The 16,137-nt window shown below is 39.6% G+C and carries 11 protein-coding genes and 1 tRNA gene; 8 read left to right on the plus strand and 4 right to left on the minus strand.

Translation table 11 applies throughout. The annotated features are described in order from the left end of the window. Nucleotides 1-200: 200 nt before the first annotated feature. Nucleotides 201-3,083, plus strand: a complete 2,883-nt coding sequence (locus ACJJVZ_RS07220; protein WP_405599379.1) for a M16 family metallopeptidase — start codon at nucleotides 201-203, stop codon at nucleotides 3,081-3,083. Nucleotides 3,084-3,261: 178 nt separating this feature from the next. Here the strand turns inward: ACJJVZ_RS07220 and ACJJVZ_RS07225 are convergent, their stop codons facing one another. Together ACJJVZ_RS07225 and ACJJVZ_RS07230 are read right to left on the minus strand one after the other, a co-directional pair. Continuing rightward, a complete protein-coding gene (locus ACJJVZ_RS07225) occupies nucleotides 3,262-3,582 on the minus strand; it encodes a helix-turn-helix transcriptional regulator (RefSeq protein ID WP_405599380.1) in 321 nt (106 codons plus the stop codon). 1 nt (nucleotide 3,583) lies between these two features. After that, on the minus strand, nucleotides 3,584-3,988 hold the full coding sequence (locus ACJJVZ_RS07230) for a hypothetical protein (RefSeq protein WP_405599563.1): 405 nt from the start codon (nucleotides 3,986-3,988) through the stop codon (nucleotides 3,584-3,586). Nucleotides 3,989-4,332: 344 nt separating this feature from the next. On the opposite strand from ACJJVZ_RS07230, the gene cysE reads away from it, so the two are divergent. After that, nucleotides 4,333-5,151, plus strand: coding sequence for a serine O-acetyltransferase (gene cysE, locus ACJJVZ_RS07235; RefSeq protein ID WP_182197371.1), 819 nt, complete (start codon nucleotides 4,333-4,335; stop codon nucleotides 5,149-5,151). Nucleotides 5,152-5,380: 229 nt separating this feature from the next. Here cysE and xseA read toward each other — a convergent pair whose 3' ends face one another. Then, nucleotides 5,381-6,712, minus strand: coding sequence for an exodeoxyribonuclease VII large subunit (gene xseA, locus ACJJVZ_RS07240; RefSeq protein WP_405599382.1), 1,332 nt, complete (start codon nucleotides 6,710-6,712; stop codon nucleotides 5,381-5,383). A 147-nt stretch (nucleotides 6,713-6,859) separates the two neighbouring features. Here xseA and guaB point away from each other — a divergent pair, with 147 nt between their 5' ends. The 5 genes from guaB to rimI all read left to right on the plus strand — a co-directional run bounded on the left by guaB (nucleotide 6,860) and on the right by rimI (nucleotide 11,279). After that, the gene (gene guaB, locus ACJJVZ_RS07245) at nucleotides 6,860-8,329 is read left to right on the plus strand and encodes an IMP dehydrogenase (RefSeq protein ID WP_007377818.1); all 1,470 of its coding nucleotides are present in this window, start codon (nucleotides 6,860-6,862) and stop codon (nucleotides 8,327-8,329) included. Nucleotides 8,330-8,599: 270 nt separating this feature from the next. Continuing rightward, nucleotides 8,600-10,177, plus strand: a complete 1,578-nt coding sequence (gene guaA, locus ACJJVZ_RS07250) for a glutamine-hydrolyzing GMP synthase (protein WP_138585700.1) — start codon at nucleotides 8,600-8,602, stop codon at nucleotides 10,175-10,177. Between the two features lie 155 nt (nucleotides 10,178-10,332). Continuing rightward, nucleotides 10,333-10,409 (plus strand) — tRNA-Trp (locus ACJJVZ_RS07255). 65 nt (nucleotides 10,410-10,474) lie between these two features. Continuing rightward, nucleotides 10,475-10,825 (plus strand): hypothetical protein, encoded by a 351-nt coding sequence (locus ACJJVZ_RS07260; RefSeq protein WP_273047222.1) that lies wholly within the window; start codon nucleotides 10,475-10,477, stop codon nucleotides 10,823-10,825. After that, a complete protein-coding gene (gene rimI / locus ACJJVZ_RS07265) occupies nucleotides 10,812-11,279 on the plus strand; it encodes a ribosomal protein S18-alanine N-acetyltransferase (protein ID WP_182701571.1) in 468 nt (155 codons plus the stop codon). Before ACJJVZ_RS07260 ends, rimI begins: the two co-directional genes overlap by 14 nt. Nucleotides 11,280-11,292: 13 nt before the next feature. Here the strand turns inward: rimI and ACJJVZ_RS07270 are convergent, their stop codons facing one another. Next, nucleotides 11,293-13,965: an ATP-binding protein gene (locus ACJJVZ_RS07270; RefSeq protein ID WP_273047223.1), complete on the minus strand. Its 2,673-nt coding sequence runs from the start codon at nucleotides 13,963-13,965 to the stop codon at nucleotides 11,293-11,295. 556 nt (nucleotides 13,966-14,521) lie between these two features. Here ACJJVZ_RS07270 and prfC point away from each other — a divergent pair. Next, a complete protein-coding gene (gene prfC, locus ACJJVZ_RS07275; RefSeq protein WP_138585098.1) occupies nucleotides 14,522-16,111 on the plus strand; it encodes a peptide chain release factor 3 in 1,590 nt (529 codons plus the stop codon). The last annotated feature ends 26 nt before the right edge of the window (nucleotides 16,112-16,137 follow it).

Genomic DNA, 16,137 nt, shown 5'->3' on the forward strand with positions numbered 1-16,137 from the left:
TTAGACGTCTAGATAGATTTATTTAATGAAAGTTTTTCAACTAACATGATGTTTATTCATAGTGCTTGTTCCCATAATGTGTAATTGACACAGTTGTTTACATAATAAATCCCCTTGGGACTCTTATATTTATTGGCTTTGGGGCATAATTAAAGAGTTAAATCTGACAACAAATTTGCTCAATTTAAAAAGGGACAACAATGAAATTTAAATTATTAGCAACCAGCTTAGCGGTATCGCTGGCGTTAACGGGTTGCGCCATGCAACAAAACCAAAGCACGCAAACAACAGCACAACAAGAACAAGTAAATAAAGCTGATGACCGTGTTTTTTCGCAAGACTATTTAATTGAAGAGCTAGAAAACGGCTTACGTGTCATGGTTGTTAAAACTGATTACCCTGATGTAGTCTCGCTGCAAATTCCGGTATCGGTTGGATCGCGTAACGAAGTTGAAGAAGGCAAAACAGGCTTTGCTCACTTTTTTGAACACATGATGTTCAAAGGCTCACAAAAATACCCAGAAGACGTATATTCAGACATTTTAAAAAATTCAGGTGTAGATAACCGCGCGTATACAACAAACGATTACACAAACTATCATCTAAATTTTTCAAAGCAGCACCTTGATAAAGTACTTGAGCTTGAAGCTGATATTTTTCAAAACTTAAGCTACACCGAAGAGCAATTTAGAACAGAAGCACAAACGGTAAAAGGTGAGTACTTAAAAAACAACGCGAGCCCAATTCGTAAATTATTAAGCGCTGTACGCGAAGAAGCGTTTGATAAGCACACGTATAAACACACCACGATGGGCTTTTTTGAAGACATAGAAGCCATGCCTGATCAAATGGCGTACGGGAAAGAATTTTTTGCTAAGTTTTATAAGCCTGAGTATGTGTCACTTGTTATTGTGGGCGATGTAGACCCACAAGCTACAATGGCAATGGTTAAAAAGCATTGGGGAAGCTGGAAAAAAGGTAACTATGTTGCTGACATTAAAGCAGAGCCTGTTCAACAAGCACCAAAATATTTGCACCAGCAAGATAAAGCGCTACCAGGGCATTGGTTACTTGTATCGTACAAAGGCGCTGCATGGGAGCCGGCTAAAAAAGACAGAGCGGCACTTGATTTAATCTCACAGCTTTATTTTTCTAGTAATTCAGATTTATATCAAGAGTTAGTAGTCGACAAACAAATTGCCAGCCAAATGTTTACCTATAACCCAGAGACTAAAGATCCGGGTTTATTACACGTATTTGTTAAAGTAGAAAACGCAGACGATTTAGCCACAGTGCGTGATGCTATAAACCGTACGTATGCCAAAGCGCGTACCGAGTTGGTTGATAGCCAAAAACTCAGCGATTTAAAGTCTAATCTTAAATACAGCTTTATAAATGGTTTAGATTCGTCGCAAGCAATTGCCTCTACACTTGCCAGCTATATGCATTTTGAGCGCGATCCTGAGGTAATTAATCAGCTGTATAAATCGGCAGACAATATCACTAGCGAAGATATTAGAGCCGTTGCAAATAAGTATTTTGTTGATAATGCCCGCACCACAATTACTATGTCGGCACTTGATAAAGCCCCTGGTTTTGAGCAAGAAAGCGACTTAAATGCCTTGGTAGCTAAGTATCAGCAAGCACCGAGTAAGCCTATCTTTAAGGTGCTTGATAAAACCAATAGCTCGCCGTTAATCGATATTAACTTATTATTTAATACCGGTGCCGCTGCCGATCCGCAGGGTAAAAAAGGGGTTGCTGCGCTCACTGCGGCGATGCTTGCACAAGGTGGCTCGCAGGCGACAAGCTATAAAGATATCCAAAAAGCACTTTATCCGCTTGCGGGTAGCTTTGGTTATCAAATAGATAAAGAAATGTTGTCGTTCCAAGGGCGTATCCATAAAGATAATGCACCGCAGTGGTATGCACTTGTGAGCGATCAACTACTAAACCCAGGCTTTAGAGATGACGACTTTAAGCGCCTTAAAAAAGAAATGATCGACGGCATTAAGTCAGGCTTAAAAGCATCTAACGATGAAGAGCTAGGTAAAGAAGTGCTATACAGTGCGATTTACAAAAATCACCCTTACGAAAGCTACAACTATGGTGATATTTCGGATTTAGAAGCGTTGACGCTGGATGATGTTAAAGCGTTTTATAACAGCGAGCTTACGCAATCTAAACTCACGGTTGGTTTAATTGGGGCTGTGCCTGCAAACCTTAAAGCTAAAATGATGAGCGACTTTGCAACGCTACCAAAGGGTGAGCAAAGCCGTTTAAGTATTCCTGATGCACCAGCGCTCAAAGGTCATCATGCAACAATAGTAGAAAAGTCGGCGCAATCGACTGCGGTATCGTTTGGTTTCCCTATTGATACGATTAGAAGCAGTGAAGACTGGACTGCATTATGGCTTGTGCGTTCGTACTTTGGTGAGCACCGTAGTTCTAACAGCTTTTTATATGAGCGCATTCGTGAAACTCGCGGCATGAACTATGGCGATTACGCCTACATTGAATATTTTCCTCGTGGTATGTTTCAAACTAAACCTGATGCAAACCTAGGACGCTCTGAGCAAATATTTCAAGTGTGGTTACGCCCACTTCGCTCTAATAACGATGCGCACTTTGCAACACGTACCGCCTTGTTTGAGCTAGATAAGCTAATTAAAAATGGTATGAGCGAAGAGGACTTTGAAGCAACGCGTAACTTTTTAATTAACTTTGTGCCGCAAATGGTGGCAAGTCAAAACCGCCAATTAGGTTACGCACTTGATAGCGAATTTTACAATACAGATAGCTTTGTAAGTTACGTAACTAACAAACTTAAAACGCTAAGCGTTGCTGATGTAAACCGCGTTATTAAAGACAACTTACAAACAGACAATGTTCAATATGTGTTTATTACTGGTGACGGCGCTGATATGCAAAAACGTTTAGCGTCTGAGCAAACCTCACCAATGGTTTACAATACCAATAAACCGGCTGAGCTAGTTGCTGAGGATGAAGTAATTGCTGATTACAAATTAGCAATTCCTGCAAAAAATATTGAAGTGATGAAAGTCGATAAAGTATTTCAATGAAGGTTTAAATAGTTATATAAGTTAAGATAATTAAAATGCCCCGTATACTGGGGCATTTTTTATAGTATTGAACCAATTTTTACGCCTAACCCCAAAAGTATCATTGCACTTACTATGGCAATTAAAGTGATGTGGCCTCGTAGCTCTTTTGCTTTATGTTTTGACATTTTTTAGCTCCTTATCTCATAATAAAAAAAACAGCTATCATGCCTAATATGAAGCTGACTACTGATGACAGTGCTAACATCGTGGTTATAGTGTGCTTGTTTAAAGTTGTTGCACCACCGAGAGATGTTGTATCTTCATCAAGCTTAATTAATTTACCCTGGCGTACTTCTAAAACAGCGCATAAAGCCATTGTGGTTTCTTTTGATGCCGCACCTTCTTTTTCTACACGCTGAACGGTACGTAAGCTTACATCGCAGGCATCGGCAAGTTGCTGTTGCGTCCAATTAAATTTCTGCCTAAGTTCTTTTATTGTTTTAGGATTAAGTTGCATTTTAAAACTTCCCAATCAAGAATTCTAAAATTATAATTAGCAAGTAGCCACCAACTAGGCCGCCAAAAAAGCAACCCAAAAGCACTTTTAACGAAGTTTTTGGGTTATTTAATAATGATGATTGTTCATAACTTTTTATAAATTGGCCATTTTTATAAAGTGAGCACTCTAACCTGCCAGTTAAAATATTACGCATTTCAAACATTACTTTAAAATCATTGTCACCAATATTAAATTGATGGCCACTGTGAATCCTTTGGTTACGCTTATCACTTATAAGTTCATCATTTACGTATACTTCTTCTTTGCCTGTAAAGTAGCTGCCAAAACAGGCTATTTGATTGTCGCCATCTTGAAAGTAAAATTTGTCACCTAATTTTCTTGTATTTAATATATCGTTTTTCATCATCGTTATCCTTGTTGAGTTGATGATGCTAATTTAGCGTTTGTTTTTGTTATTTACGCCGTCAGCTGTACGCCAGTATGTATTCTGGCATATGACAGGTGAGCTGTCATATGTTGTTAGCTTTTGATTTTTATTGATTTATTATATTTTAAGTATGTATTGGTTATTTTAGCTACTGTCGTATAACTTAATCTAAAAAATAGGTACGTATTTAAAATGTCATTTCTAGTTGTTAGTTATATCTAATAACTAGAACAAATAACTAAGGGGTTAACACCTTAAGCTTTAAATCCGTTAGACTTGGGGAAAGGCTATTTTATATCAACTTAAGGCAGTGCAGTATTATGCGTCATGCAATTTGGCAACAGCTTCGCGGTGAAGCGAACGATGTAGTAAAACGAGAACCACTATTAGCGAGTCATGTGTATTCATGCATTTTGAATCATGATTGTTTAGGTTCGGCATTGAGCTTTATTGTTGCTAATAAATTGGCCGATGCGGTGGTATCTGCATTTACTATTCGGGAGTTGTTTGATCAGTCGTTTGTAAAGTGTGACCGAATGCTCTCGTTTGTTGCAGAGGATATTAAGGCGGTGAAAGACAGGGATCCCGCTGCCGAAACCTACCTTACGGTTATATTAAATCTTAAGGGTTTTCATGCTATTCAAGCGCACCGCTTAGCTAACTGCTTATGGCAACAAAACCGTAAAGAGTTAGCGCGTTTTATTCAAAGCCGTACATCTGAAGTATTTGGGGTCGACATTCACCCAGCATGTAATGTAGGTAAAGGCATTATGTTTGACCACGCAACCGGTATTGTTATTGGTGAAACAGCAGTAATTGAAGATAACGTATCAATACTTCAATCGGTAACGCTTGGCGGTACAGGCAACGAGCAGGGTGATCGTCATCCAAAAATTAGAGCGGGTGTATTAATTGGTGCAGGCGCTAAGGTGCTTGGTAATATTGAAGTAGGTGAGGGAGCGCGAATTGGTGCAGGCTCTGTTGTACTTAGTAATGTACCACCGCATACAACGGCTGTTGGCGTACCGGCTAAAATTATTGGTCGACCGGATTGTGAGTGTCCAGCGCAAAGTATGAACCAAAATTTTTTAGCAAATCCAGAACCTGAAAATGAATCACACACTAGCTCAATGTTATAAGCAAAAGTAAAAATAAAAATAAAAGGAATTAAAATGAACAACAATAGCTTGTTGGTGCTAGGAATTGGCTTTATTGCGGGTGTTGGTTTAACTTGGGGCTACTTTAATTTAGCTTCAAGTGATTCAGAGCCAACTAAGTTATAGCAAAGTAATGCAATGCAAAGCAGCAAAAACCTTATGCTCTGCATCCAAAAAGTAAAGAAGTAACACCAGCAATTAAGTGAACGTTTTACGACGCTGTTGATTTTATTACGCCATCCGCCAACTCTGTAATTAAAACATCGCCTGTTTTAATTTGACCCACAGATTTAACCACTTTGCCTTGTTGTGTTTTAGTGATGCTATAACCGCGCGCTAAAACATTAAGCGGACTTACCGAATCTAACCTGCTTGCTTGCAGTGCTAAGCTATTATTCGCCTGCTGTAACTGATGCTGTATAGCTTGGTTTAGCCTAGCTTGTAATTGCGAAAGTTGATGACCTGCTGAAGCGAGTTTTTTATCAGGTGATTGGCGCATTAAACGTGGCGTTAAGTTATTGAGTGTGCGTTCTTGCTGGTATAAACGATGTTGCATAGCTTGTTGCAGTGCAATGCTTAGCTCATCCAAACGTTGTGATTTTTGATTAAGCTGATTACGTGGGTGGCATAGGTTGAGGCGATGCTGTAGATGTGTAGCAAGCGCGCGCTTATCAGCAATATCGTGTTTAAAGGCATTGTTTAAACGGTTAATGAGTTGCGTAACATTGTTGTGTAGCTCTTGCGTGTTAGGGCTTACCAACTCAGCAGCGGCTGATGGGGTCGCTGCACGAACATCAGCAACGTAATCGCTAATAGTAGTGTCTATTTCGTGGCCTACCGCACTTACTATCGGTAATTCACTTTTGAAAATAGCACGGGCGAGCTGTTCGTGATTAAAACACCATAAATCTTCTAGTGATCCGCCGCCGCGTCCCAAAATAATTACGTCTACTTCATCACGGGCATTGGCTAATTCTATTTGCTTAATTAAATGCAGGTGTGCTTCCTTGCCTTGCACCATCGCAGGGTAAATAATGACTTCTAATTGCGGCGCGCGGCGTTTAAGCACCGTTAAAATATCTTTTATGGCAGCGCCGGTTGCTGAGGTAATAACCCCAATACGATTAATATTTTGCGGTAATAGCTGTTTGTGAACTGAGCCAAATAATCCCTCGGCGGCTAAGCGCATTTTAAGCGCATCGAACTCTTGTTTTAGCTGACCTTCGCCGGCCGGCTCCATATGCTCAACAATAAGCTGGTAGTCACCGCGAGGTTCATAAAGTGATACACGCGCTTTTACTGTAACTTGCGCGCCATTTGCAGGACGGTAGCTTTGGTTGCGATTGTTTCCGCGCCACATTGCGGCTTTAATTTGTGCTTTGTCGTCTTTTAACGAAAAGTACCAATGGCCGGATGCTGGGGTAATAAAATTAGAAATTTCACCTGTTAATACTAATGAGGCAAAGCCTTGCTCAAGTAATGTGCGAATTTCTCTATTAAGGCGTGAAACGGTGTAAACAGTCTGCGAAGGCTTCGAAAACATAAAAAACAACCTAAAATTATTTATGAGGCAAGTTATAAGATAAGTTTATCATAAATATTTGCGAAATATTATTTACTCACGCCAACAACGCTGTTAAAATTTGGCCGCAATTCCTTATCTTAGATCCACATGTGAGAAGTTGCCAAAATGCTTAGAATCGCTAAAGAAGCTCTTACCTTTGATGACGTACTTTTAGTACCTGGTCATTCTACTGTTTTGCCACACACGGCAAATATTTCAACTCGCTTAACGCGTGGTATCAAACTTAACTTGCCGCTTATTTCAGCATCTATGGATACTGTTACAGAAGCTCGTTTAGCTATTGCCCTTGCGCAAGAAGGTGGTCTTGGTTTTATTCATAAAAACATGACTATTGAAGAACAAGCGAAAAACGTACGTAAAGTTAAAACCTACGAAGCAGGTATTGTTTCTTATCCTGTAACGGTTACTGCCGATTTAACAATTGCTGATGCAGTTGAGCTTTCGCATGAAAAAGGTTTTTCAGGCTTTCCGGTTACCGATAGCAATAATGTGCTTGTAGGCATTGTTACTAGCCGTGATATGCGTTTTGAAACTAAGCTTGAACAGCCTGTTTCTACCGTTATGACTAAAAAAGAAAAGCTTGTTACCGTTAAAGAAGGTGCGGCCCGCGAAGAAATTTTAGGCTTAATGCACGAACACCGCATTGAAAAAATCTTAGTTGTTGATGATGAATTTAAACTCAAAGGCATGATCACAGTAAAAGATTACCAAAAAGCCCAAGACAAACCTGACGCATGTAAAGATGACCAAGGTCGTTTACGTGTAGGTGCTGCTGTAAGTGTTGGCGCAGGTACTGATGAGCGCATTGCTGCATTAGTAGAAGCGGGTATTGATGTTTTACTTATCGATACATCGCATGGTCACTCTCAAGGCGTTATTGACCGTGTTACTAAAACTCGCAAAGAGTACCCAGACTTACAAATTATTGCAGGTAACATTGCAACAGCTGAAGGTGCGATTGCACTAGCTGATGCGGGAGCGGATGCAGTTAAAGTAGGTATCGGCCCAGGTTCTATTTGTACTACACGTATTGTTACAGGGTGTGGCGTTCCACAAATTACCGCTATTTCAGATGCTGTTGAAGGCTTAAAAGGTCGCGACATTCCTGTTATTGCTGATGGTGGCATTCGTTTTTCTGGTGACATAGTTAAAGCACTTGTTGCTGGTGCATCGTGTGTAATGGTGGGTTCTCTTCTTGCTGGTACTGAAGAAGCACCAGGTGAAGTTGAGCTATACCAAGGGCGTTACTACAAATCTTACCGTGGTATGGGCTCATTGGGCGCGATGGATCAAAAAGAAGGTTCATCAGATCGTTACTTCCAAAAATCAAACGAAGCAGACAAGCTAGTACCAGAAGGTATTGAAGGTCGCGTAGCGTACAAAGGTCCTATTGCAACGATTATTCATCAGCAAGTGGGTGGCCTACGAAGTGCTATGGGCTTAACGGGTTGTGCAACAATTGAAGAGCTAAATACAAAACCACAGTTTGTACGTGTTACATCTGCAGGTATGGGTGAGTCGCATGTTCATGATGTGCAAATCACTAAAGAAGCACCAAATTACCGCTTAGGTTAAGCAGCGTAATTAATTTAATATACTGGGCTTGCTTTGCAAGCCCTCTTTTTAGTCGTTTATATAAATACCAATTGCATTAATAAAGTGGTCAATTATTGCGACAGATAAATGGCTCAATAACGAGGCAAAAATTTCGATTTTTAGTTTCTTCTAAATAAGAAATTTTTAACGTGGTTAGAGAGTTATTTAGCCTGCAAGAATTAGTAATGTTTAATAAAATTGGTATTCAAAGCGGCATTTAGCATTAGCATCTACTTTACGAGATACTCCATGAGCAAAGATATTCACGATTCACGAATTCTCATTTTAGACTTTGGTTCACAATACACGCAACTAATCGCGCGCCGTATACGCGAAATTGGTGTTTATTGTGAGCTGTGGGCATGGGATGTAACTGAAGAGCAAATCCGCGAGTTTAACCCACAAGGTATCATTCTTTCTGGTGGCCCAGAATCAACAACACTTGAAAACAGCCCGCGCGCTCCTGAGTATGTATTTAATGCAGGTGTGCCTGTATTAGGTATTTGTTACGGTATGCAAACAATGGCAACTCAACTTGGCGGAAATGTACACAGCTCTGATAAAAAAGAGTTTGGTTACGCACAAGTTGAAAAAGTAGGCAGTTGTGCATTGTTTGATGCAATTGAAGACCACATTACTGATGGCGGCAACGGCATACTTGACGTTTGGATGAGCCATGGCGACAAAGTAATGGATATTCCAGCTGATTTTACAACAACAGCTAAAACATCTACTTGCCCACATGCAGCAATGTCTAACGAAGCTAAACGTTTCTACGGCGTACAGTTTCACCCTGAAGTAACGCACACACATCAAGGTCAGCGTTTATTAGAGCGTTTTGCTATTGATATTTGTGGCTGTGAAAAATTATGGACTGCGGCAAAAATTATCGATGATGCTATCGAACGAATTAAAGAAACCGTTGGCGATGACGAAGTTATTTTAGGCTTATCTGGTGGCGTTGATTCATCGGTTGTAGCTATGCTTATTCACCGTGCAATTGGCGAAAGGCTAACATGTGTATTTGTTGATAATGGTTTACTTCGTTTAAACGAAGGCCAACAAGTAATGGACATGTTTGGTAATAAATTTGGCTTAAATATTGTTAAAGTTGAAGCTGAAGAGCAGTTTTTAAATGATCTTGCAGGTAAGTCAGATCCAGAAGATAAGCGTAAAGCCATTGGCCATACGTTTATTAATGTGTTTGATGAGCAAGCCAAAAAGCTTAAAAATGCGAAATGGTTAGCGCAAGGTACAATTTACCCAGATGTAATTGAATCAGCGGCATCTGCAACCGGTAAAGCGCATGTTATTAAATCTCACCACAATGTGGGCGGATTACCAGATGACATGAAAATGGGGCTTGTTGAACCATTACGTGAGTTATTCAAAGATGAAGTGCGTAAAATTGGCCTAGAGCTTGGTTTACCGTACGACATGTTATACCGCCACCCATTTCCAGGGCCTGGTTTAGGTGTGCGTGTACTTGGCGAGATCAAAAAAGAATACTGTGATTTATTACGCCGCGCTGATGCGATTTTCATCGAAGAGCTACACAAAGCTGAGCTTTACCATAAAGTAAGCCAAGCGTTTACGGTATTCTTACCTGTTAAATCGGTAGGGGTTATGGGCGATGCACGTAAGTACGATTGGGTTGTATCACTTCGTTGTGTAGAAACAATCGACTTTATGACAGCGCGTTGGTCACATTTACCGTATGAGTTTTTAGGTGTGGTATCAAACCGTATCATTAACGAAATTGATGGTATTTCTCGTGTTGTTTACGATATTTCAGGTAAACCACCTGCAACTATCGAATGGGAATAATTAATTTTAGTTTTAATTAACTAATTTTAAGTGATTAAAAAACGGCGAATTAGCATGCTAATTCGCCGTTTTGTTTATTTAAAAAGCAGTTGAACTAAAAGTGTGATTTTTCTCTTTACCTTTGGCGAAACTTCTCTATAATTCGTCGTCATTGCAGGGGCGTAGTTCCAATTGGTAGAACAGCGGTCTCCAAAACCGATGGTTGGGAGTTCGAGTCTCTCCGCCCCTGCCATTTCTTCTTTACATCGTATTTATTAATTCTTATATTACCTTACTTACTAATTTCATCGAGTCGTTATGCATTCACGGTACGCAGCTGTTTTTGGTATTGAAAATCTCGAGTTAAATAAACACTTTAAACCAGCCGATACATTTCTAGCAGATAGTTTTTCTACAGATAATCTTTTAACAGATAGTCATGCACCTGACACAGCACCACATAATAATGTGCTTGAGCCTATAGAGCTTTCTAGTCAGTTACTTGCAGATATTAAACGTGCGGCAGTCCCTATTGCTATTAATAGCGTTGTGCAAAGCGCTGAGGTGCAATTAAAAGGCGATCAGCTAGTACTTACAACACCACAGCTCAGCACGGCCGATAAGCGCGCTTTATGGGCTTTAATGAGTGAACACCTTGATAAACTTTAAATCAGTAGACAAAACCGCAATATCTCAATTAATGACTATCGAAACAGCATGTCATAGCCATCCGTGGACTTTAAATACAATGAGTTCATGCATAGGCGGGCGCTATTTTAATGTTGCCGCATTTGATGATGCGAGCATGATTGGTTTTTATATTGGCGAAAAAGCAGGACCCGATTTTACGCTTATGGATATTTGTGTAATGCCAAGCCAACAAGGTAAGGGTATTGCTAAGCAGTTGTTAGCTCAGTTTATTGAATACGGTGAGCAACAAAACGCTGAAAACTTATTTTTAGAGGTACGCGAATCTAACACGCGCGCAATTGCCCTGTATGAACGCGCAGGCTTTATTGAAATGTCAGTGCGTAAAAACTATTACCCAAGCGACAACCCTGCAAAAAATGGCTTTGAAGACGCTATTTTAATGGGTATGGCATTAAGTTTAGGTTTTCAATAATACTCTTTTTGGCTTACACCAGCTTGTTATTTGTATCTATTGAATGCTCTATTGCGGCGATTAAATTATTAACTAACTCATTTCGAGGGACCTTGTTATTGCTTTTAAGGTTATCCTCGAGCGCCCCTGCAGTTTGATAGATGTCGTCAAAATTAAAACACCCCGCACTGCCTTTAATACTATGCGCAACGCTGCGTAGTGCTTCCCAGTCATCAGAGTGTTGCAGTGCTTTTACTTCATTTAAATAGGTTGGCAAGTTAGCTAAATAGTTATCTGCAATTTGTTGAAATTTTTCACTTTTTAATAAACTATCCCATTTGTTTTGGTTATCTTTTTCAAGATGTAGGTAGCTTACCAATACGCTCTCTAGTGCGTCTTTGTCTATGGGTTTACCTAGGGCTTTATCGCAGCCTGCATTTAAATAAGTGTCTATATCATGGTTCATTACATTTGCAGTTAACGCGATGATAGGGCCATCATAAGCGGCATGGCGCAGCATTTTAGTGGCTTCTAACCCGCCCATAACCGGCATCTGCATGTCCATAATAATGAGTTGATAGTCGTTAACTAATGCCATTTCAACTGCTTGGGCACCATTGCTGGCAATATCAGGTTCAAGGCCCCACGTTTGTAAGAGTAGTTTTATTAATAGTTGATTATCAGGGTTGTCTTCGGCAACTAAAATATTGGCATCAAAATGATTGCTTGCAAATGATAGCAGCGGGTCTTTTTCAGGAGTCAGTTGGCTATGCTCTGTTAGTAATTCAAGTTCAGGCTTTTTCCCGCTTAAATGGCATGCTACGCTAATTGCAAATCGACTCCCTACACCAACTTCACTTTTTAAAACGACATCGCCACCAAGTAATTGCGCTAAGTTTTTAGAAATACACAATCCAAGTCCCGTGCCACCAAAGCGACGTGTTGTGGTTGCATCAGCTTGTTCAAAAGGCTTAAAAACGCGCTCTATTTGATGCTCCGACATGCCTATACCCGTATCTGTTACTACAAATTCGAGTGCTTTCTTTCGTGGATGATAGTGAACACAAATGGAGACGTTACCTTGTTCGGTAAATTTCACTGCGTTATTAGCTATATTTATGAGTATTTGTTTTAAACGAGTAATATCGCTGTATATAGTGCAAGGTAAGGGGAGGTTATAATTTATGGTTAGGGTGAGTTGTTTTTCTTGTGCTAATGGTTCAATAATCGATTTAATATCGTGCACTAGTTGCACGACGTTTATAGGCGCTTGATCTACAGCGAGCTTTTCTGCTTCTATTTTTGATAAATCTAAAATGTTATTAATTAGCTCTAATAAGTGCTTAGAGTTACGTAAAATAGTGCTTAAGTATTGCTTGTCGTTGGTTATTTTATCGTTATGCAATAGTTGCTCTGTAAAGCCCATAATAGCAGTCAATGGTGTGCGTATTTCATGGCTCATATTTGCCAAAAAGCGGCTTTTAAGTTGATTTGCTTGCTCTGCTTGTGTAATTGCAACTTCAAGTTGACTATTCATTGCCTCAAGTGCTTTAGTTCGGCTTTCTACTTTATCTTCTAGGTGATGTTTGTATTCTTCTACTTGTTCTTGATAGTGCCTTATTTGACTAACCATGTGATTAAAATCGTTAAATAACACACCCACTTCATCGTTCGTATGCGCGGGTAAAACGACTGCTAAATCACCGTCACCGACGCGATGACTGGCCGCACCTAGAAGCTCAATAGGATTTAACAGTAAATTACGAACAACCACAAAAATTAATATAGGTAAGGTGATCACCGAAATAATAACAATTAAACCGGTAATTAAACTAATGGCTTTACCCGATTGATAAAGTAGGGCTTTTGGAATGGTTGAAACATAATAATATCCTCCACTCATTTGCACCGCAAAAATCATACGTTCTATTTTATCAATGCTGGATAGCTCGATAGTCGAAAGTGTGCCTATATCAGCTAAATCATGAATTTTATTTAACTCATATTCACTAATGTATTGGCCACGCATACTGTAATCAGAACTAAATAATATTTTACCGTCTTTGGTGAGCAGTAAATTAAGCGTATTGTTATAAGGTGCTTCTAAAATACTGGTGTTAAGGATTGAAGGCTCAACATGTAAAACAATAAAACCTAGCTGTTGTGGGCGTTTTAAGTAGTAATCAACGCTGTAAATGCGCTGAATAAAGTACAGGTTAGTGGTGCCGTCGGATTCTTGTTCCATAAATTGTTGCTGGCTTAAATTACTCTGCAACACTTTATCCATAAAGGGATAGCTTTTAGGCGCTGTGGTTAAATTATTAGAATAGTAGGCGTCACTTTTTCCGCTGGCCGAAACCAAATTAATACTTATTATATCGGGATAGGCTTCACTGTAACTGGCAAATACATCCATTAATGCGCCTAGTCTACGCGTATAATTTCCATTGACATGCACATCATTTGCTAAAAAATCACTCAGTACAGGGGAGGTTGAAAGTAATTTGGTAGTGGAGTGAAAAGAATCAATGTAATTAAATACTTTTTGCTGTTGCTGCTCAACAAAGCGGCTCATAATAAGATCAGCTTGCTTTTGTGTTGAGTTAGTCACATTAGTAAGTGTAAAACCACCTAAAAATAATAAAGGCAATATAACAAGTGGCGTTATATACCATAATAATCGAATGCTTAACTTACTGGTTTTCATGACCAAACTACTTATCCTCCATGCAATTTATCAATAATATGCGTAACCGCTATATTACACAAGTCTGTAGGTGTCTTGATGGCTAATTTCTATAACAAATTAAAGAAGCTTGTGTATAAATAATAGGGAGCTGTGAGGTGAACTTTGGCATTTTATTTTAGAACTCAGAGGCCTTGAATAAAAAGATCAGCTAATAACTAACCATTGATTGTTTATAAGGCCAAGATCAGCGAAAATAGTCTTCAATTACGATTAACATAACGGATCGCATGTGAAGAGCCAATTTGGGGCTTTTCTGATGGTATGTTGAGCTTTCGTGGTTGCAATTTAGCAATTTTATTAAAAACATGATTATTTTAGGGTATTAAATAACTCACTAACTACGTTAAAAATCATTCATAGAGAATAACTCTATGCGTAATTTCGCCGTGTTATTGTGCTATTTTTTATCGCTATAATAGAACACTGATTTAATGCAATTGGTATTAGTTAAGCCTTGAAAGCTCAGCATACTTAAAGTGGATAATATCCGTATACAAACTAAAAGAACTTTTTAATGGCAGATCAAAATCTCCTTAGTGAAATTAATAAACGACGCACCTTTGCTATCATCTCTCACCCAGATGCGGGTAAAACAACCATTACCGAAAAAGTATTGTTATTTGGACAAGCTATTCAACGAGCCGGTACTGTAAAAGGCCGTGGTTCTAACCAGCATGCAAAATCTGACTGGATGGAAATGGAAAAAGAGCGTGGTATATCTGTTACGACCTCTGTAATGCAGTTTCCATATAACAACGCATTGGTTAATTTACTTGATACGCCAGGGCATGAAGACTTTTCTGAAGATACATACCGCACACTGACAGCGGTTGATTCATGTTTAATGGTTATTGATGCGGCAAAGGGTGTAGAAGACCGTACCCGTAAGTTAATGGAAGTAACACGCCTACGTACAACACCAATTGTTACGTTTATGAATAAATGTGACCGTGAAATTCGCGACCCGATGGAAGTGCTAGACGAAGTTGAAACGGAGCTAAATATTGCCTGTGCTCCAATTACTTGGCCAATAGGCTGTGGTAAAGACTTTAAAGGTGTTTATCACATCCATAACGATGAAGCGATTTTATACAAATCAGGCCAAGGTCATAAAATACAAGAAGTACGTACCATTAAGGGCCTTGATAACCCTGAGCTAGATATTGCGATTGGCGAAGATTTGGCTGTGCAATTACGCGATGAGCTTGAGCTTGTGATTGGCGCATCAAACGAATTTGATTTAGAGCTGTTTTTAGCGGGTGAACTTTCACCTGTTTATTACGGTACTGCACTAGGTAACTTTGGCGTTGACCACGTGTTAGATGGTTTAACTAAATGGGCACCAACGCCACTGCCTCGCGAAACAGAAGACAGACTTATTGTTGCAACCGAAGAAAACTTTACCGGTTTTGTATTTAAAATTCAGGCCAATATGGATCCAAAGCACCGTGACCGTATTGCATTTATGCGTATTGTATCGGGTAAGTACAGCCAAGGCATGAAAATGAATCATGTGCGAATTGGCAAGCAAGTGAGTATTTCTGATGCGGTAACCTTTATGGCGGGCGATCGTGAGCGCGCAGCTGACGCTTACGCGGGCGATATTATTGGTTTGCATAACCACGGTACCATTCAAATTGGTGATACGTTCACACAAGGCGAAAAACTTAAATTTAGTGGTATTCCTAACTTCGCCCCTGAATTATTCCGCCGTATTCGTCTTCGCGATCCACTTAAGCAAAAGCAATTATTAAAAGGCTTAGTACAGCTTTCTGAAGAAGGGGCTGTGCAGGTATTTAGACCGCTTATAAACAACGATTTAATTGTGGGCGCGGTAGGTGTACTTCAGTTTGATGTAGTTGTAGCGCGCTTAAAAGCCGAATATAACGTAGATGCTATTTACGAAGGTGTAAACGTAAATACAGCGCGTTGGGTAAGCTGTGACGATGTTAAAAAGTTTGAAGACTTTAAGCGTAAGTGCGAAAGTAATTTAGCGCTCGATGGTGGCGATAACTTAACTTACATTGCGCCGAGCCGTGTAAATCTTAACTTATCAGTGGAGCGTTACCCTGAGGTAACATTTAACCACACTCGCGAAAACTAGAATTAACTTATCAGAATTAAAGAAAG

The sequence above is a fragment of the Pseudoalteromonas sp. Ld19 genome (assembly GCF_045064135.1).
GTDB lineage: Bacteria > Pseudomonadota > Gammaproteobacteria > Enterobacterales > Alteromonadaceae > Pseudoalteromonas > Pseudoalteromonas aliena.